At 60.9% G+C, this 18845-nt stretch carries 20 protein-coding genes; 15 read left to right on the plus strand and 5 right to left on the minus strand.

What is annotated here, in order from left to right:
* The 7 genes from EEQ99_RS19335 (at position 1) to EEQ99_RS19365 (ending at position 8549) form a co-directional block, all read left to right on the plus strand.
* Positions 1-2388 carry an aldehyde dehydrogenase family protein gene (locus EEQ99_RS19335; protein ID WP_063475027.1) on the plus strand — a complete coding sequence of 796 codons (2388 nt, stop codon included), beginning with the start codon at positions 1-3 and terminating at the stop codon, positions 2386-2388.
* 158 nt (positions 2389-2546) lie between these two features.
* The gene (locus EEQ99_RS19340; protein ID WP_127430940.1) at positions 2547-3002 is read left to right on the plus strand and encodes an RbsD/FucU family protein; all 456 of its coding nucleotides are present in this window, start codon (positions 2547-2549) and stop codon (positions 3000-3002) included.
* Positions 3003-3014: 12 nt separating this feature from the next.
* Complete coding sequence (gene rbsK, locus EEQ99_RS19345; RefSeq protein ID WP_028758824.1) at positions 3015-3947, plus strand: ribokinase; 933 nt, start codon at positions 3015-3017, stop codon at positions 3945-3947.
* Complete coding sequence (locus tag EEQ99_RS19350; RefSeq protein WP_028758823.1) at positions 3944-4819, plus strand: carbohydrate ABC transporter permease; 876 nt, start codon at positions 3944-3946, stop codon at positions 4817-4819. Before rbsK ends, EEQ99_RS19350 begins: the two co-directional genes overlap by 4 nt.
* Entirely contained in the window at positions 4816-5844 is a 1029-nt protein-coding gene (locus EEQ99_RS19355; RefSeq protein WP_018480741.1) for a carbohydrate ABC transporter permease, read from the plus strand. The genes EEQ99_RS19350 and EEQ99_RS19355 overlap by 4 nt, the downstream gene beginning before the upstream one ends.
* Before the next feature lie 44 nt (positions 5845-5888).
* Positions 5889-7343: an ABC transporter substrate-binding protein gene (locus tag EEQ99_RS19360; RefSeq protein WP_063475030.1), complete on the plus strand. Its 1455-nt coding sequence runs from the start codon at positions 5889-5891 to the stop codon at positions 7341-7343.
* 117 nt (positions 7344-7460) lie between these two features.
* The gene (locus EEQ99_RS19365) at positions 7461-8549 is read left to right on the plus strand and encodes an ABC transporter ATP-binding protein (RefSeq protein ID WP_047610162.1); all 1089 of its coding nucleotides are present in this window, start codon (positions 7461-7463) and stop codon (positions 8547-8549) included.
* A 166-nt stretch (positions 8550-8715) separates the two neighbouring features.
* Here EEQ99_RS19365 and EEQ99_RS19370 read toward each other — a convergent pair whose 3' ends face one another.
* Positions 8716-10908, minus strand: a complete 2193-nt coding sequence (locus EEQ99_RS19370) for an OmpA family protein (protein ID WP_127430941.1) — start codon at positions 10906-10908, stop codon at positions 8716-8718.
* A gap of 331 nt (positions 10909-11239) precedes the next feature.
* On the opposite strand from EEQ99_RS19370, the gene EEQ99_RS19375 reads away from it, so the two are divergent.
* The 4 genes from EEQ99_RS19375 (at position 11240) to EEQ99_RS19390 (ending at position 14247) form a co-directional block, all read left to right on the plus strand.
* On the plus strand, positions 11240-12013 hold the full coding sequence (locus EEQ99_RS19375; protein ID WP_047610166.1) for a transporter substrate-binding domain-containing protein: 774 nt from the start codon (positions 11240-11242) through the stop codon (positions 12011-12013).
* A gap of 113 nt (positions 12014-12126) precedes the next feature.
* Positions 12127-12933, plus strand: coding sequence for an ABC transporter permease (locus EEQ99_RS19380; RefSeq protein WP_047610168.1), 807 nt, complete (start codon positions 12127-12129; stop codon positions 12931-12933).
* The gene (locus EEQ99_RS19385; RefSeq protein ID WP_063475034.1) at positions 12930-13760 is read left to right on the plus strand and encodes an ABC transporter permease; all 831 of its coding nucleotides are present in this window, start codon (positions 12930-12932) and stop codon (positions 13758-13760) included. The genes EEQ99_RS19380 and EEQ99_RS19385 overlap by 4 nt, the downstream gene beginning before the upstream one ends.
* 220 nt (positions 13761-13980) lie before the next feature.
* Positions 13981-14247: an usg protein gene (locus EEQ99_RS19390; protein WP_063475035.1), complete on the plus strand. Its 267-nt coding sequence runs from the start codon at positions 13981-13983 to the stop codon at positions 14245-14247.
* A 60-nt stretch (positions 14248-14307) separates the two neighbouring features.
* Here the strand turns inward: EEQ99_RS19390 and EEQ99_RS19395 are convergent, their stop codons facing one another.
* The gene (locus tag EEQ99_RS19395) at positions 14308-15030 is read right to left on the minus strand and encodes a DUF2270 domain-containing protein (protein WP_063475036.1); all 723 of its coding nucleotides are present in this window, start codon (positions 15028-15030) and stop codon (positions 14308-14310) included.
* Positions 15031-15145: 115 nt separating this feature from the next.
* Between EEQ99_RS19395 and EEQ99_RS19400 the strand changes: the two genes are divergently transcribed.
* The 4 genes from EEQ99_RS19400 (at position 15146) to EEQ99_RS19415 (ending at position 17564) form a co-directional block, all read left to right on the plus strand.
* Positions 15146-15964: a class I SAM-dependent DNA methyltransferase gene (locus EEQ99_RS19400; protein ID WP_047610172.1), complete on the plus strand. Its 819-nt coding sequence runs from the start codon at positions 15146-15148 to the stop codon at positions 15962-15964.
* Between the two features lie 102 nt (positions 15965-16066).
* Positions 16067-16753 (plus strand): glutathione S-transferase family protein, encoded by a 687-nt coding sequence (locus EEQ99_RS19405; protein WP_047610174.1) that lies wholly within the window; start codon positions 16067-16069, stop codon positions 16751-16753.
* The gene (locus EEQ99_RS19410; protein WP_047610177.1) at positions 16750-17091 is read left to right on the plus strand and encodes an ArsR/SmtB family transcription factor; all 342 of its coding nucleotides are present in this window, start codon (positions 16750-16752) and stop codon (positions 17089-17091) included. The genes EEQ99_RS19405 and EEQ99_RS19410 overlap by 4 nt, the downstream gene beginning before the upstream one ends.
* The gene (locus EEQ99_RS19415) at positions 17088-17564 is read left to right on the plus strand and encodes an SRPBCC family protein (protein WP_047610179.1); all 477 of its coding nucleotides are present in this window, start codon (positions 17088-17090) and stop codon (positions 17562-17564) included. Before EEQ99_RS19410 ends, EEQ99_RS19415 begins: the two co-directional genes overlap by 4 nt.
* Positions 17565-17592: 28 nt before the next feature.
* On the opposite strand, the gene EEQ99_RS19420 is transcribed toward EEQ99_RS19415, so the two are convergent.
* Genes EEQ99_RS19420 through EEQ99_RS19430 form a run of 3 tightly spaced genes read right to left on the minus strand, consistent with a single transcriptional unit; the run spans position 17593 to position 18786 of the window.
* Positions 17593-18048: a DUF1801 domain-containing protein gene (locus tag EEQ99_RS19420; RefSeq protein ID WP_063475037.1), complete on the minus strand. Its 456-nt coding sequence runs from the start codon at positions 18046-18048 to the stop codon at positions 17593-17595.
* Positions 18049-18082: 34 nt separating this feature from the next.
* Positions 18083-18553, minus strand: a complete 471-nt coding sequence (locus tag EEQ99_RS19425) for a DUF1801 domain-containing protein (RefSeq protein WP_097543712.1) — start codon at positions 18551-18553, stop codon at positions 18083-18085.
* Positions 18554-18564: 11 nt separating this feature from the next.
* Complete coding sequence (locus tag EEQ99_RS19430; protein ID WP_047610181.1) at positions 18565-18786, minus strand: hypothetical protein; 222 nt, start codon at positions 18784-18786, stop codon at positions 18565-18567.
* Positions 18787-18845 lie beyond the last annotated feature (59 nt).

Genomic DNA, 18845 nt, shown 5'->3' on the forward strand with positions numbered 1-18845 from the left:
ATGACTGTTGCCAAGTATTTCGACGAAATGTCCTACGGCCCTGCCCCTGAATCCGATATCGAAGCGCGCGACTGGCTGGCGCGCCACGCTTCCGGTTTCGGTCACTTCATCAATGGCGCGTTCGTGCCCTCGGTATCGGGCAAGAGTTTCGACACGTTCGAGCCAGCCACCGGCAAGGTCCTGGCGAAGCTCGCCAACGGCGGTGCGGCGGATGTGGACAACGCGGTTGCTGCGGCCCGCAAGGCGCAGGCGTCATGGGCGCGATTGCCGGGCCACGCGCGGGCGCGCCATCTCTATGCACTTGCCCGGATGATCCAGCGCCATGCACGTCTGATTGCTGTGGTCGAGGCCATCGACAACGGCAAGCCGATCCGCGAAACCCGCGATCTCGACGTGCCGCTGGCAGCCCGTCATTTCTATCATCACGCCGGATGGGCGCAAATCCAGGACACGGAATTCGCCGACCATGTGCCGGTGGGCGTCGTCGGCCAGATTATCCCCTGGAATTTCCCGTTCCTTATGCTGGCCTGGAAAGTGGCGCCGGCTTTGGCGCTCGGCAATACCGTCATCCTGAAACCTGCCGAATTCACGTCGCTGACGGCGCTTCTCTTTGCCGAACTGGCATCTGCGGCGGGCCTTCCGCCGGGCGTGCTCAATATCGTGACGGGAGAAGGCGAAACCGGCGCGCTGCTCGTCGGGCATGAGGATATCGACAAAATTGCCTTTACCGGATCGACCGAAGTCGGGCGCGTTATTCGCGAGCGTACCGCAGGCAGCGGCAAATCATTGACGCTGGAACTCGGCGGCAAGTCACCTTTCGTCGTTTTTGACGACGCCGATATCGACGGCGCCGTGGAAGGCGTGGTCGACGCGATCTGGTTCAACCAGGGGCAGGTTTGCTGCGCGGGTTCGCGGCTTCTGGTCCAGGAAGGCATTGCCGATCTTTTCCATGAGCGGCTGAAGCGCCGCATGCAGACATTGCGGGTCGGTCAGCCTTTGGACAAGTGCATCGATATGGGTGCGATCATCGCACCCGTGCAATTGACGCGTATCGAAACCCTGGTGAAAAAGGGAGTTTCAGAAGGCGCGACGCTGCATCAGGCGAAGATCGACCTGCCGAAAGGCGGCAGCTTCTACCCGCCGACGCTTCTCAGCGGCGTGCAGCCGACATCGATCGTCGCGACCGAGGAAATCTTCGGGCCGGTTGCGGTCTCCATGACTTTCCGCACACCGGAAGAAGCCGTCCAGCTTGCCAATCATACCCGCTACGGCCTCGCCGCCAGTGTCTGGAGTGAGACGATCGGCTTGGCGCTGAACGTTGCGGCAAAGCTCGCAGCCGGCGTGGTCTGGGTGAATGCCACCAATCTTTTTGACGCCGCCGTCGGTTTTGGTGGCAAGCGCGAGTCCGGGTTCGGCCGTGAAGGCGGACGGGAAGGTTGCTACGAATATCTGAAGCCGAAGGCTTGGGTCGGTCGCAAGGCGCGCGCAGCAATGCCCGCACTTTCGCAAGTGAAGCCGGTTGCCGGCGATTTTGCCCTGCCAACCATCGACCGGACGGCAAAGCTCTTCATCGGCGGCAAGCAGGCGCGCCCGGACGGCAATTATTCCCGTGTCATCGCCTCCCCCAAAGGCAAGGCGGTCGGAGAGGTCGGCGAGGGCAACCGCAAGGACATCCGCAATGCCGTGGTTGCCGCACAGGCCGCCTCCGCCTGGTCGAATGCCACCACGCATAACCGCGCTCAGATCCTCTATTACATCGCCGAAAACCTCAATGGTCGCGCCGATGAGTTCGCCTCGCGGATAACAGCGATGACCGGAGCGTCCGCAGCCAATGCAAATGCCGAGGTCGACGCCGCGATTTCGCGCCTCTTCACCTACGCAGCCTGGGCGGACAAATATGAAGGCGGCATTCACCAGCCGCCGCTTCGCGGCGTTGCCCTGGCCATGCCGGAAGCCATCGGCGTCGTAGGCGTCATTTGCCCGCCGGAAGCGCCGCTGCTCGGCTTTATCAGTCTGGTTGCGCCGTTGATTGCCACCGGCAATCGTGTCGTCGCGGTGCCGAGCGAGCCCTTCCCGCTTTCGGCGACGGATTTCTATTCCGTTCTGGAAACGTCGGATGTGCCTGCCGGTGTCGTCAATATCGTCACCGGGTCGGCGATGGAACTGGCAAAGATCCTTGCCGCCCACAACGACGTTGATGCGTTGTGGGCCTTCGGCTCCGCGGAATTGTCGACGACGGTGGAGAAGCTGTCTTCGGGCAATCTCAAGCGAACCTTCGTGGACAATGGCAAGGCGACGGACTGGATGGACCGAGCCGCTGCCGAGGGCGCGCTATACCTTCGCCGCGCTGTGGATGTGAAGAATATCTGGATACCCTACGGAGAATAAGGGCTCCAGCTCTAGTCATCCGGGCGGGAGGAGAACCGCACCGGCAGGCGAGAACAACGGAATTTGAGGGAATCGCAGAGCTGTAACGGAGCTGCGATTGTGGGGTCTGTTCCGCGGCACGACGAGCCGCGAAATAGTGCAATTAAGGGAGGACTTCCATGCTGAAGAATATCGATCCGGCTCTGAACGCGGATGTGCTGCACGCGCTCCGGTCCATGGGGCATGGCGACACGGTCGTTGTTTCCGACACCAATTTCCCTTCGGATTCGATTGCCCGGCAAACGGTGCTCGGCAAGCTGTTGCGGATAGACAATGTGTCCGCTGCCCGCGCCATCGAGGCTATTCTTTCGGTGATGCCGCTGGATACGCCGCTGCAGCCGTCTGCCGGGCGAATGGAAATCATGGGCGCGCCGGACGAGATCCCTCCAGTGCAGGAGGAAGTCCAGGCCGTCATCGACAGCGCCGAGGGCAAGCCGGCGCCGATGTATGGCATCGAGCGTTTCGCCTTCTATGAGGAAGCCAAAAAGGCTTATTGCGTCATCACCACGGGCGAAAACCGCTTCTACGGCTGCTTCCTGTTCACCAAAGGTGTGATTCCGCCGGAAGCCGTTTGAAGGGAAACGATAATGAAGGTGGGTGTTTCGATCCTCGGGATTTTCGTCGCCGATACGGCCTATCTGGCCAAGCGCATGCCAAACATTGGCGAGACAATCACCGGGACCGGTTTTGCAGTGGGCCCGGGCGGCAAGGGATCCAACCAGGCTGTCGCCGCAGCCCGCGCCGGGGGAACAGTCTCCTTCATCTCGAAGATCGGCCGCGACACGTTCGGCGATATGGCGCTGAAGACCTATGCGGAAGCGGGCGTGACGCCGAAGGTTGTCCAGATGGACGATATGCCGACCGGCGCTGCCTTCATCTACGTCAATGACGGTAACGGCGACAATGCGATTATCGTCTATCCAGGTGCCGCGGGCACCATCGGCGTTGGTGATGTCGAGGCGGCACGCGAAACCATCGAGCAATCGGCGGTTTTCGTCACCCAGCTCGAACAACCGGCCGAAGCGGCGCAGCGCGCCCTCGAAATCGCCCATGCGGCCGGCGTGACCACAGTTTTCAATCCGGCGCCGGCAGAGCCGTTTCCGGACACGATCTATCCGCTCTGCGACTATATCGTGCCAAACGAAACCGAGGCAGCCGCTATCGTCGGCTTTCCGCTCGACACGCTCGACGAGGCCAGACGGGCTGGCGACGCCTTTCTTGCCAAGGGCGTGAAAGCCGCGCTGATCACGCTGGGTGGTCGCGGCGTGTTGTACCATACGGCGGGGCAATCGGTTCATGTTCCGGCCGTCTCGTCGGGAGCAGTCATTGATACCACAGGCGCCGGCGACGCATTTGTCGGTGGCTTCTCGGCGGCACTCTCGCGGGGCGCTACTCCGGTCGAGGCCGTGCGTTTCGGCTGCGCGACCGCCGGTATCGCGGTGACGCGGCGGGGTACCGCGCCTGCAATGCCGAAGATCGAGGAAATCGAGGCGCTTCTCCGGCAAGGAGGCGCGGCATGACCCGCAACGATCCGATCAAGCACGTCTTCATCTGGCCGGCACTGCTGATCGTGCTGGTGATCTCGATCTTTCCGCTGATCTATTCGCTGACCACCAGCTTCATGAGCCTGCGGCTCGTGCCGCCGATCCCCGCGCATTTCGTCGGCTTCGGCAACTATATGGAACTGCTTCAGAATCCGCGCTTCTGGAATGTCGCCTGGACGACGACGATCATCGCTTTTGTCGCGGTGACGCTGCAATATGTCATCGGATTTTCCGTGGCGCTGGCGCTCAACCGCCGGGTGCCTGGCGAAGGTTTGTTCCGGGTGAGCTTCCTGGTGCCGATGCTGGTGGCGCCCGTTGCCGTTGCACTCATCGCCCGCCAGATCCTCAATCCCACGATGGGCCCGCTCAATGAGTTGATGACCGCCTTCGGCTTTCCCAATCTGCCGTTTCTGACGCAGACCAGATGGGCTATCGGCGCCATCATTTCCGTCGAAGTGTGGCAGTGGACACCCTTCGTCATCCTGATGCTGCTTGCCGGGCTGCAAACCCTGCCGGAGGACGTCTACGAGGCTGCCGCGCTTGAAAATGCCAGCCCCTGGCAGCAGTTCTGGGGGATCACCTTCCCGATGATGCTGCCGATTTCGGTGGCTGTGGTCTTCATCCGCCTCATCGAAAGCTACAAGATCATCGATACGGTGTTCGTCATGACAGGTGGAGGGCCTGGCATTTCCACGGAAACGCTCACCTTGTTCGCGTATCAGGAGGGCTTCAAGAAGTTCAACCTCGGCTACACTTCCGCCCTGTCCTTCCTGTTCCTGATCGTCATCACCGTGATCGGGCTGGTCTATCTCGCCATCCTGAAGCCCTATCTGGAGAAGCACAAATGAGCGTGCGTGACCTCAAGGGATCCGGCCGCTGGTGGGCGCTTGCAGGCTGCCTGCTCTGGCTGGCCTTCACCTTCTTTCCGCTTTACTGGGTCGCGATCACCTCGTTCAAGTCGCCGCTCGGCGTCGTCGGCGGGCCGACCTATATTCCATTTGTCGACTTCGACCCAACGCTGACAGCCTGGAGCGAGCTTCTGTCGGGCGCACGCGGCCAGTTCTACAACACCTTCATCGCCTCGACGATCGTCGGGCTGTCCGCATCGGTGCTGGCCACCTTCATCGGATCGATGGCCGCCTATGCGCTGGTGCGCTTCACCTTCGAGGTCAAGCTGCTGTCCGGCGTGATTTTCGTCGTCGTTGCCTTCGGCGGATATCTGCTCGGCCGCCATGTGCTGGGCTACGGGCAGGCTATATCGCTGATCTTTGCTTTTGTTGCAGCGCTTGCGCTCGCCATCGGCTCCAGCCGTATCAAGCTTCCGGGGCCACTCCTCGGCAATGATGATATCGTCTTCTGGTTTGTGAGCCAGCGCATGTTTCCGCCGATCGTCGCCGCCTTTGCCTTGTTCCTGATGTATACGGAAATGGGCAAGTTGGGGTTCAAGCTGGTCGACACCTATACAGGCCTCACCTTCGCCTATGTCGCCTTCTCACTGCCGATCGTGATCTGGCTGATGCGCGATTTCTTTGCGGCACTGCCGGTTGAAGTCGAAGAGGCGGCGATGGTCGACAATGTGCCGTCGTGGAGAATTTTCTTCGGTATCGTCCTGCCCATGTCCAAGCCGGGCCTGATCGCGACATTCATGATCACCCTCGCCTTCGTCTGGAACGAGTTCCTGTTCGCGCTCTTCCTGACCAGTTCCAAATGGCAGACCCTTCCCATTCTCGTCGCAGGGCAAAACAGCCAGCGCGGCGACGAGTGGTGGTCGATATCGGCAGCCGCCCTGGTCGCGATCATACCCATGGTCGTCATGGCGGGCATTTTGAGCAGGCTGATGCGGTCCGGCCTGCTTTTGGGAGCAATAAAGTGACCGTCCGACAACCCTAGTCATTGTTTAATTCCGGGGAGGAAAACATGAGAAGATTACTACTGAGTTCAACGGCAGCGGTACTGCTTGCTGGAACGGGCACGACATCCGCGCTCGCATGCGAACCGGACTACACCGGTGTCACGCTGACTGCCACGACGCAGACGGGACCTTATATCGCCTCTGCGCTGCAACTCGCGGCCAAGGGCTGGGAGGAAAAGACCTGCGGCAAGGTTAATGTGGTGGAATTTCCGTGGTCGGAACTCTATCCCAAGATCGTCACCTCGCTGACTTCGGGCGAAGACACGTTCGACGTGGTCGCCTTCGCGCCAGCCTGGGCGCCGGACTTCACCGATTTTCTCTCGGAAATGCCCAAGGCGATGCAATCGGGTGCCGATTGGGACGACATCGCTCCGGTTTACCGCGAGCAACTGATGGTCTGGAACGGCAAAGTGCTGTCACAGACCATGGACGGTGACGCGCATACCTATACCTACCGCATCGACCTTTTCGAGAACGCCGACAACCAGAAGGCCTTCAAGGCAAAGTATGGTCATGATCTCGCGCCGCCGAAAACCTGGAAGGAATATCTCGACATCGCCGAGTTCTTCCAGCAGCCGGACAAGGGCCTCTGGGGCACGGCGGAAGCCTTTCGCCGTGGTGGCCAGCAATTCTGGTTCCTGTTCAGTCACGTCGCCGGATACACCAGCCATCCCGACAATCCCGGCGGCATGTTCTTCGATCCCGACACGATGGATGCGCAGGTCAACAATCCGGGCTGGGTGCGCGGTCTGGAGGAATATATTCGCGCGTCGAAACTGGCCCCGCCAAATGCGCTGAACTTCTCGTTCGGCGAAGTGAACGCGGCCTTTGCCGGAGGCCAGGTCGCCGAGTCGATCGGCTGGGGCGATACCGGCGTCATTGCCGCCGATCCGAAGCAGTCGAAGGTTGCCGGTAGCGTCGGCTCGGCATCACTGCCGGGATCGGACGAAATCTGGAACTACAAGACCAAGAAGTGGGATAAGTTCGACCACGTCGTCCAGACCTCTTTCATGGCCTTCGGCGGTTGGCAGGCAGCCGTACCGTCGTCTTCCAAGAACCAGGAGGCGGCTTGGAACTATATCCAGTTCCTGACGAGCCCGGCAGTTTCCGGTCAGGCGGCGATCACCGGCGGCACAGGCGTCAATCCTTATCGTCTATCGCACACGACAAATACGGCGTTGTGGTCGAAGATATTCACCGAGCGTGAGGCAAAGGAATATCTTGGAAGCCAGAAGGACGCGGTAACCGCCAAGAACACGGCGCTCGACATGCGCCTGCCGGGCTATTTCTCCTATACGGAAATTCTTGAGATCGAGCTTTCCAAGGCATTGGCAGGAGAAGTGACGCCGCAGCAGGCGCTGGATACCGTGGCTGCCGGATGGAACAAGCTGACGGACGAGTTTGGCCGCGACAAGCAACTGGCAGCCTATCGTTCGTCGATGGGCCTGCCTGCAAAATAAACCCATCCGCAACATCCCATCCCGGCGGTGCCGGGATGGGATCAGGCATCGTTGAAAGAAGACGGAGACGATCGCCGCTTAGAACTGGCGATGGAATTCTCGTGAAAAGGTTACAGCATGTCCCAGGTGCGTTTGGATCAGGTCACCAAATCCTTTGGCAGCGTTGAGGTCATCCCTCCGCTCGATCTGGCAATTGCCGACAAGGAATTCGTGGTTCTCGTGGGGCCGTCCGGCTGCGGGAAGACAACCACCCTGCGGATGATCGCGGGGCTGGAACAGACGACATCAGGGGAAATCCGGATCGGCGAGCGCGACGTTACGGCGCTGCGTCCGGGTCTGCGCAATTGCTCGATGGTGTTTCAGAATTATGCGCTCTATCCGCATATGACAGTCGCCGAAAACATCGGCTACGGCATGAAGGTGCGCGGAACGCCGAAGCAGGACATCGATGCCGCCGTTGCAAATGCGGCGCGCATTCTCAATCTCGGTGCCTATTTGAAACGCAAGCCGAACGCGCTTTCGGGTGGTCAACGCCAACGTGTGGCGATTGGCCGGGCGATTGTCCGCCAGCCGGATGTGTTCCTGTTCGACGAACCATTGTCCAACCTCGACGCTAAATTGCGCATTGAAATGCGAACAGAAATCAAGCTCTTACACCGCCGACTTAAAACCACGATCGTCTACGTTACGCACGATCAGGTAGAGGCGATGACGATGGCAGATCGGGTCGTGGTTATGAATCAAGGGCGGATCGAGCAGGCCGCTGATCCGATCACCCTATATGAATCCCCGAAGAACCTCTTTGTCGCTGCCTTCATCGGCTCGCCCAGCATGAATTTCATCGAGGGCCGACTTGTGCAAACCTCCGGTGGAATTGCCTTCCAAGCCGAGGGTGACGTCGACATTGCGATTCCTGCGCAAAGAGCCGAGCGCCTTTCGGCGGCAGTGGGACAGTCCGTGGTTCTCGGAATCCGACCGGAACATACGATGGTCAGGGATCCAAACGCTTCGACTGTGAGCCTCCATGTCGCCGATATCGAGCCCCTCGGTCCATACACACTGGCGATCGGCAAGGTCGGGTCAGCAGCCTTTACTGCCCAAATCGACGCATCCTCGCGCGTTGGCCCGGATGACAGGATCAGCGTTCCAATTGATCCCCAAAAAATGCACTTCTTCCTTAAAAGTACCGGAGACACGGTCGGCTAAGAACCACCGCGACCCTATACAGCGATCCATCAAAGGACATGCGGAGATCGCGATCTGCTCGGTATGAATTCAAAGATGCGTGGCATTGGCAGCGCTGCATAGGCGCGAAAGCGCGTCGCGCAAAAGGAGAAATGCCCCTCTCCGGAACTGGAGAGGGGCAACATCATTACCTGTTGGCCGCGACCGGGCGGACCAACGGGGTGACGCGGCGAATGGTGACGCGGCGGTTTTCCTGCTCGGGGCCCGACGTGTTGACCTTCAGATACTGCTCACCATAACCCTGCGTCGCGAGGTTCTCCGGCGCGATGCCGTAGACGTCGGTGAGCACGTTGGCGACCGATTCCGCCCGCTGGTCGGACAGGAGGAGGTTGCTCTGGTCTGAGCCAACAGCATCGGTATGCCCCTCGATCAGGAAGGTCTCGCTCGGATCCTTCTGGAGCACCTGGCTGATCGCGTCGGCGACCTTGCGCAACGTGCGCGCCTGGGTCATCGGAATCTCGGCGCTACCGGTCGCGAAGGTGATCGTGTCGAGGTCGATGCGGCGCACCTTGTCGCGGATACGGGCCGAATACTTCACCTCATCAAGCGAGTAGACACGTTCCACAGGCTCGACTGGCGGCTCGCTCAGGAACTCGTAATAGTCCCGGTTCGGGTCGCTGCGCGTGTCGATGATGTAGTCGCTGAGCGGTACGCGCAGCCGCATCGGCGGCAGGTCGGCGCCCGGATCCTCGAAATAGTCGCGGTCCGGATCGTCATAGAGGTCCTGCGAATAATAGAGCACGTCCTCGCGCCCACGGGCGTCGACGCGCGACCGCTGGATGATGTCGCCGTAGCGGTTGCGGATCGTCACGATGCGGTAGCCTTCCGGCCGCGTGATCGTCTCACGGTAGCGGTCGCCTGAAAGCTCCTCGTAGCTCGGCCGCTCGCCGTCGCGCAGGAAGCGCCGGTCGTCGTCGCCGCGCACGATCGTCCTGTTGTCGTACTGGATGATCACCCGGCTGTCGTCGTCGCCGCGGTCGTCGAAGCGCGCGCCGTCGGGACGGACGAATTGCGGCCGCTCATCGAGCTTCCTGCCCTTCTCGCGGGTCACCGCCTCGAGCTTGACCGGCGCCGTCGCCTGGCCGCCGGTGGCAGCCTGCGCATCGGCATCTGAGGTCGGCACCTTCACTTCCTGGCTGTCGGCGCGCTGCCGGTCGCGGTCGCGGCGGCCTTCGCGGCCCTTGCTGCGGTCGGCATCCTTGTCGCTGTCGAGCACGGCTGCGCCGTTCTCGACCGGCAGAACGACGGTCTCATTGCTCTTGGCCGGATCTGCAGCGATCTTCTTGCGGCGCTCCAGTTCCTCGGGCGAAACCTTTTCCGGTGCCGGAATAGCCTGCTCCACCTGCTGGCCACCGCTGGCGTCCGGCTGCGGCTGGGCAGTGTCAGTCGCGGGCGCGGCCGGCGGGGCGCCGGCGGGCTGCTCGCCGGCGGGCTTTGCCGCCGTGCCGTCCTTCGGCTTCTCGGCCGGCGCGGCTTCCGGTGCTGCCGCCTTGTCTTCGGTCGTCTTAGCCGCAGGGGCATTTTCTGCAGGTGTTGCAGTCTCGCCCTTTGTCGGCTTCTGCTTGGCAGGCGCCTCGGCTGCGGGTTTCATCTCTGGCTTCGCTTCGGGCTTGGCCTGTTCTTCGGTCGGTGTCACCGCCTCGGGAGCGGCAGTCTCAGCCTTGCCCTTGCCTTTATCTTTGCCCTGGGCCTCATCCTGCCCCTTCTCCCGCTTGCCGCCTTCCGGCTTGGCTTCAGGTTGTGCCTGTTCCGTTTCCGGCTGAGCTTCCTTTGCTGCCGGCTGCTGTTCGGGCTGAGGCTGAGCCTCCGGCTCGGCCTGCTGCGTCTCCTGCTTCTTCGGCTTCTTCGGCTTTTCCTGCGTTACCGGCTGCTCTTCCTGCTGCGGCGCGGCCTCTGGCTTTGCCTCGGGCTGGGCCTGCTGTTTGGCTTTCCGCTCGGGCTTGCTTTCAGGCTGCTCCGCGGGCGCCTCCTTCGGTGCCTCCGCCTTCGGCGCTTCCGGCTCTGCCTTGGGTTCAGGTGCTTCCTTCCGCTCGGCCTTCGGCTTTTCGGCGGGCGCTTCCTGCTGCGCCGGCTTCTCGGCGGCCGGCGCCTGTTCGGCCGGGGCTTCCCCCTGTCCCTTGTGCTTTTTCTTCTTCAGCAACTCCTCCTCGGAAGGCGCATCCTGCGCCACCTCGAAGCTACCCGGCTCGACCTGCCGCACGGCCGCGGCCTGCGTCGCAACGTCGCGTACGGCCGCCATCGCCGATGCCGGCTGCAGCGCCAGCGAAAGAGAAAGCAGCGGAAAAGCCGCGCTCGCGAACAATCTTGATTTCATGCCCATCGGGTTTCCTCGATCCTGTTTGAGCTTCTTGAAGGCCGCAAGGCCCTGGTTCCGCCCCTAGCTTCGCATTGAGGCGAAACGGCGGAATGGCAATCGCCGAGCCGCCGATTTGTTCCGGTTCTAGGGAGGTCGGGATTAACCTCGCGTGAATGTTGCAGTCTGCCGACGTTCATCTCGCCCGCTATTTGCACCGCCCAATTGCGGTGGGATTTGTGTTGCAATTCCATGAAAAAAAGTCTGATTATCGCCGCAAGGCGGTCTCAGCACCGTTGAACTGCGGCCGTCAGCCCAAGAGAAAAAGGAGCGACGGCTACCAACAGAGAGGATCCTCATGCATATCTCCACCCGTATTTTCGCGGCAGCCTCGATCGCGGCGATGTCCCTTTTTGCCGGCTCGGCCATGGCCGATGGCGAGAAGTATGTGATCGGCACCGATTCGACCTATCCGCCCTTCGAATTCGTCGATGCCAGCGGCACGATCCAGGGTTTTGACATCGACATTGCCAAGGCGCTCTGCGCCGAGATGAAGGCGGAATGTACCTTCGTCAGCACCGACTGGGATGGCATCATCCCGGCGCTCAACGCCAAGAAGTTCGACATGATCGTTTCCTCCATGTCGATCACACCGGAGCGTCTGAAGCTCGTCGACTTCTCCAACAAGTACTACAACACCCCGCCGGCAATCGCCGTGCCGAAGGATTCGACGATAGCGGATGTCGCCGGCCTGAAGGGCAAGGTGATCGGCGCGCAGACCTCGACGACTCACGCCAACTATGCCGAGAAGCATCTCGCCGACACCGAGCTGAAGCTCTACCCGACGGCTGATGAATACAAGCTGGACGTTGCCAGTGGCCGTGTCGATGCCGTCATCGACGACGTCGTCGTTCTCTCCGAATGGGTCAAGTCCGACGCCGGCGCCTGCTGCAAGATCCTGACGACGCTGCCGGTCGACAAGGAAATCAACGGCAACGGCGCAGGCATCGCCATCCGTCAGGGCGATCCGCTCAAGGAAAAGCTGAACACGGCGATCGCCGCGATCCGCGCCAGCGGTGAATACAAGAAGATCCAGGACAAGTACTTCGACTTCGACGTTTACGGCGAATAAGAAATTCGGTATCTGGCCGAGGAAGGTAATGGCGGAAGGCTTGCTCTTCCGCCATTTTTGTTTGACAAAGATGGCAAGATCAAAACGGCAAAAGCCGTGAGGGGAATTTACGCATGGGCGGATTATTTTCCGCGCTCGGCTCCTTCTGGAGCTGGATTGTGCACATTTTCGATCCGCTATGCGGACCCGTTGGCATCTTTACCTGGTTGGGTCAGTCGACGATTCTTGCCTGTGGCGATACCGGCTGGGGCGATGAGATCGCGCTTGGCCTGCAGGTCACGATTTCGGTGGCGATCGTCACCCTGCCGATCGGCCTCGTCATCGGCTTCCTGGTGGCGCTCGGCCAGCAGTCGGAGGAAAAGTCGCTGCGGCTGGCGGCCGGTATCTACACGACGATCTTCCGTGGCCTGCCGGAGCTTCTGACGCTCTTCATCATCTACTACGGCATGCAGATGCTCATCCAGTCTCTGCTGACCTTCGTCGGCTATGACGGGCCGCCCGTCGAGATCAATGCCTTCCTCGCCGGTGTCATCGCGCTTTCGGTCGTCTTCTCCGCCTACTGTTCGGAGGTGCTGCTCTCGGCCTTCCGCGCCATTCCCAAGGGACAATATGAGGCGGGAGATTCGCTCGGCCTGCATCGCGGCCGCACGCTGCGCCTGGTCATCCTGCCGCAACTCGTGCGCATCGCGCTGCCGGGCCTGACGAACCTCTGGATGGTGCTGCTGAAAGACACCTCCTACGTCTCGATCATCAGCCTTGCCGATATCCTCCGCCAGACGAGTGTCGCCGTGCGCGTGACCAAGGAACCCTTCTTCTTCTATGGCCTGGCCTGTTGCCTCTATCTGGTGCTCGCCATCCTCTCCTCCTTCCTGCTCGTCTACGTCGAGCGTTGGGCCAAGCGTTCGGAGATCAGTCGATGAGCTATGCCGAAACGCTGATTCCACCGCAGCCCGCGCCCCGCGAGGTGATGAAACCGATGACGCCGGCGCGCATGGCCGGCTATATCTTCGTCGCCGTCTGGGCTCTGCTGGCGGCGCTTCTTGTCTTTTCCGTCGTCAATGGCTGGGATCCGGAAAAATTCACCCGTTACGGTCCGCGCTACCTCCATGGTCTCTGGATAACGCTGAGCCTCGTTTTCATTTCCGTCATCTGCGGCGCCATCCTGTCGCTGCCGCTTGCCGTGGCGCGCATGTCGAAGAACCGGGTACTGAATGCGCTGGCCTACAGCTACATCTATTTCTTCCGCGGCACGCCGCTGCTTGCCCAACTGTTCCTGGTCTATTACGGCCTCGGCATATTCCGGCCGCAGCTTGAGGCCGTCGGCATCTGGTGGTTCTTCCGCGATGCCTGGTACTGCGGCCTCTTTGCCATGACCATCAATACCGCGGCCTATCAGGCCGAAATTCTGCGCGGCGCGATCGAAAGCGTATCGCATGGCCAGCACGAGGCGGCCGCCGCACTCGGAATCCACAAGTTCATCGCTTTCCGGAAAATCATCCTGCCACAGGCTCTCATCGTCGCGCTTCGCCCTTATGGCAACGAGATCATCCTTCTGATCAAGGGCTCGGCGGTCGTCGCCATCATTACCGTCCTCGACCTGATGGGCGAAACCCGCTACGCCTTCTCCCGCACCTTCGACTACCAGACCTATCTCTGGGCGGCGATCTTCTATCTCGTCATCGTCGAGGCCTTACGCCATCTCTGGGCCTGGATCGAACGCCGCCTGACCCGGCATCTCAAGCGCTGATGCGTGACGCCGAAACGCATGTCGCAGTTTTGGGATAAGCGCGTGCATGAGACAAAGCCGATTTGGCAGCACTCTCGGTATGATGCTGCCAAGTCATTGATATAAAAAATAAATTGTCCTTTTATGAAGTATCTGTAAAGATTTCATTAACCACTCGCATGTTTCCATATCACGTAGCGCTAATAAGCGCGCGAGTGGGAACAAGAAGAAGTGGAATGCGATGCACAAGGACATGGAAAGACAATTGCAGGGCTACGGTCTGACGACCGCCCAGATCCTCTACCACCTGCCGGACCACCCGGCGATCCTGCAGACCTATGTCTGGCAGGACTACGACCTCGCCCCCGATTTTCCCGAAATGCGCGGCTTCCTGAAATTCTGGGAAGAGAAGCTCGACGGGCCGCTGCATTCGGTGCGCTACATCCACCGCAAGCTGATCTCGGCAACCGAGTGGCGGGCGCTGAAGGGCGAGTTCATCCTGCACTGATCGGCTCTGCAGCAGGATGCCGAAAAGTGTGAGCGGTTCGGGCGGCATGTTATGACCGCGTCAGACATGCGCCTCGCCATGGCCGAATTCGCCTTCGTCGCGATCCGGGCGAAGCGCGAAAGCGAGCATGCCGAGATAGAAGGCGACGACAATGGCAATGACCGCAAGGCCGGGAACCGGCCCGAGCACGGCATTGTCGATGACATAGGCCCATGACTGCGCCTGCAGCGCCGGCATGCCCTCCGTCTGCAGTTTCGGCGTCGAGATCTTCAGGCACCAGGCGAGCAACAGGATGAAATACATCCAGCCGTAATTGCGTTTGAGCCGGCGGTGCATCGCCTCCTGATAGCTGAGCAGGAAGCGCGGTTTGCGCAGGCTACGGGCGACCACCATCGCCCATTCGCCGCCGGCCCCGGCCTCCGGCGCCAGAATCTCGGCGAAATAGCAGCGCTCGATCTGGCGAATGCGGGCACGGTAGATATCGAAGAAGCGGTAACGCCGCGCCTCGATCATCAGCAGCAGCGTCACCAGCATCATCCCGAACAGCAGCACTCCATGATGCGAAGTCGGCGTCGACAGCGACACCGAAAGCAGTGCTGCGACCACGGTGATCGCCCAGTTGGAGGTTCGGTCGATGCGGTCGCGCCAACTTGTCATCCGTCCGAGTTCACCGCGGTAATAATGAATGAGCGTGTTCGTAACCTCGCCTGGTGTACTTGGCAGCAAAGGCCGTGCGCCCTCTCCTTCCCGTACCAATGACGTCCTGTCTTCCTTCATTTTCATGGCTCGTTCCTCCCTTCGTCTTCTTTTCAGCCATTCTGCGCCCGCAAGCGCGCCATTGCAAAACATCCAAAGCAGCCTTAGACGCATGCTTGAAACAAAAGGACGATGGACTGCTATGGCAAAGAAGATCGACGAAGAAGCCCTTGGCGAGGCCTATAACCGGGCGCTGGCGCTGGAAAAGGCCGGCGATGTCGACGCGGCCGTTGCAGCCTATGAGGAAGTCTTGGCAATCGATCCCGACGATCACGGCGGTGCGGCCGTGCGCATCGCCGCGATGGGCCGCGGCGAGACGCCGGTCAGGGCGCCCGACGCCTATGTCGAGACCTTGTTCGACCAGCATGCCGAGGTTTTCGAGGACGTGCTCGTCGAGCAGCTCGGTTATCATGTGCCGATGCTGGTGCGCCAGCGACTGCAGACGCTGAAACTCGGACCGTTCAAGCGACTGCTCGATCTCGGCTGCGGCACAGGTCTCACCGGCGGCGCACTGCGCGATCTCTGCGCTGACATGACCGGCATCGATCTATCGGAGAAGATGGTCGAGATCGCCCATGAGAAGGATCTTTACGAGACGCTCTTCGTCGCCGAGGTCGAGGATTTCCTCGACGACAACGATGAGGAAGCCTTCGACATCATCACCGCCACCGACGTGCTGCCCTATCTCGGCGCACTCGAACCGCTGTTCTTCGGCGCCGCCGAGAACCTGACGCCGGGCGGCCTGTTCATCTTCTCCTCGGAGACCCTGCCCGAGGAAATCCTCGCCGGCCGCGCCTACATGGTCGGGCCGCACCAGCGCTTCGCCCATGCCGACGCCTATGTAAGAGAACGCCTGACTGCCACCGGTTTCGAACTCGTCGAGATATCGGATATCAACGTGCGTATGGAAGACGGCCAACCGACACCCGGCCATCTGGTCATCGCTCGCTATATCGGCTGACGGATACTTGCACGATTGGCGAAGTATCTATTGCCTGAGACGTCGCAATCTGATAGTTAGTCGATCGGTAAAGTTTACCGCAACGATAGGAAAGGTTGCCGCATGTCGCTCGTGCTCTATGGGCATCCGCTCGCCTCCTTCTGCCACAAAGTGCTGATCGCGCTTTATGAAAACGCCACCCCCTTCGAAAATCGCATCGTCGATCTTTCCGATGAGACCTCACGCGCCGATCTTTTCCGTTTCTGGCCGATCGGCAAGATGCCGCTGCTCCGGGACGAGGCGCGCGACAGCACCATTCCCGAGACATCGATCATCATCGAATATCTCGAGCAATATTATCCCGGCCCCGTTCGCCTGCTGCCGCCGGAGATCGACCGGGCGCTCCAGGTCCGCCTCTGGGACCGCTTCTTCGACCATTATGTTCAGGCGCCGATGCAGACGCTCGTCAGCAATCGCCGGCGGCCCGAGGGAGCGGCTGACGAAATCGAGGTGGCCGCCGCCAAGGCGACGCTCGCCACCGCCTATGCGATGATCGAAAAGCAGCTCGCCGACAAGCAATGGATATCAGGCGACGCCCTCACCATGGCTGATTGCGCCGCAGCGCCTGCTCTCTTCTATGCCGAGACGCTGATCCCCTTCACTCAGCAACAGCCGAACCTTCGCGCCTATTATGATCGACTGCTAGCGCGCCCGTCCTTTGCAAGGGTTCTGGAAGAGGCCCGCCCCTACTTCAAGTTCTACCCCTACAAAGACAGGCTGCCGGTCCGCTTCCAGGATACGGCGGGATGATCGAAAGCCAGGCGGATCTCGACCGTATGTTCCATGCGCTTTCCGATCGCAGCCGCCGCGGCATGATCGATCGCCTCGGCCGCGGCCCGGCCTCCGTTACCGAACTGGCCGCACCGCTCGCGGTTGCCTTGCCGACGGTGATGAAACATCTGCAGGTGCTGGAGGAGAGCGGCCTCGTGCTCTCCGAAAAATCCGGCCGGGTGCGAACCTATCGCCTGCAGCAGGATGCGCTTGCCACCGTCGAACGCTGGGTGGAACAGCGAAAGGTCCGCTGGACCACCGCCTTCGACAGGCTGGATCAATTTCTCGCCGATGAAACAAAGGGCCTTCCCGAATGACGACACGATCCGCCGAACATGCCACCCTCGTCATCGAGCGCCATTTGAAAGCGCCGGTTGCCCGCGTCTTCCGCGCCTGGTCGGCGCCGGAGGCCAAGCGCCAATGGTTTGCCTGCCATGGTGACTGGGTGCCGCTCGACTACCGGCTCGATTTCCGCCCCGGCGGCACGGAAAGAAACCACGTCGCCGATACCGACGGCCTTCTGCACGCCTATGACGCCCATTACATCGATATCGTACCCGATACCCGCATCATCTATGCCTATGAAATGAAGCTCGGGGAAACCCGCATCTCCGCGTCGTTGACCACCGTCGTCTTCGACGCCGAACCCGGCGGAACCAGAATGGTCTTCACTGAGCAGGTGGTCTTCCTTGACGGCTACGCCGACAACGGTGCCCGCCTCCAGGGCACCGAAATCGGCCTCGACAATCTGGAACTCTTCCTCGAGCGCGAGGAAAGCCCGATTCATTGAAATCGCATGTCAGCGATCTTGCCAGGGGTCAAGCGTTGCTTGATTTCTTCCGCGAGCCGGCGGGGCGAGTTGAAGTGTTGAGTGTGACGGCACTCCGAATGAGCGCCTTCAACGCCTCCTCGTCGATCTCGTCGCCCTCATGAAAATCGATGGCGCGCCTGACATTGCCGTCAAGGCTGGAATTGAAGAGGCCTGAGGGATCCGCCAGCGAGGCGCCTTTGGCGAAGGTCAGCTTCACCACGCTCTTATAGGTCTCGCCGGTGCAGATGATGCCGGCGCGCTCCCACACCGGAACGCCTCTCCACTTCCATTCCTCGACCACCGCGGGCTCGGCCTGCCGGATGAGCATGCGGACGCGGGCAAGCATCTCGCCCCGCCAATCGTGCAGTTCCTCGATCCTCGCATCGATCAGCTGAGAGGGAGAGGCTCCCTCGTTTCCTTCCCCGGAATCGCTCTTCTTCATGACTGCTGTCGCTTTCTTCATGGTTGTCGTTGCTGGATGCCGGCCTGGCATCCGCTCACATCCGTTCGCCGGGCAATTGGCTGGCCTGCTCCACCCAGGCGGCGAGCCGGGCTTCGTCGATTTGGTCGCTCTCGCGGATGTCGAGGTAGCGCACTTCCTTCTGCTTGGATTGGCCGGGCGGCAGAGGATGCAGCGACGTGCCGCGGAAGAAAGCCACCTTGACGTATTTCGTGAAGCAATGAACGCCGAGGAACCAGCCCTGCCCTTCAATGCCGTAAAGGGGCGAATTCCATTTGACGGCCTTGTATACGCCGGGCACCGTGCGCGTGATCAACACATCCAGGCGGTGCCCGACGTCGCTTTTCCAGCCCGGCATGGCGGCGATATAGGCGTGCACCGGAGCGTCGCCGTAACCCTTGGCGATTTGAGGGTTGCCGCCGGAGAGAAGCGTCGGCTCCCCGGTGGCCGGCTTGGCCGCTGCCTTCTTGGTGACCTTCGCTTCGGTCTTGGACGTCTTGCCGGCCATCGCCTTCACTCCTATCCGCCGTTGCGTCCCGCGCCGCGCCATCGGGTGGCATATGGCAGGACGAACAAGTAGAGACCGGTAAGCAGGAGCAAGGTGAGCGGCAACAGCGCCAAGAGGCCCACCCAGACGGACGATTTCTCCCGCACCATGGCGATGATATTGGCGATGACCGCCACCGTAAAGGCAATGGACAGCCATCGGTGGATCTGCCGAAACCAGTTGTTCCAGTTCAATTGGGACCTCCTCCTCGAAATGAGCCTTGACGATGGGCTGCTTGCCGGGCGGGCGCCTC

Source organism: Rhizobium anhuiense (assembly GCF_003985145.1).
Classification (GTDB): domain Bacteria; phylum Pseudomonadota; class Alphaproteobacteria; order Rhizobiales; family Rhizobiaceae; genus Rhizobium; species Rhizobium anhuiense.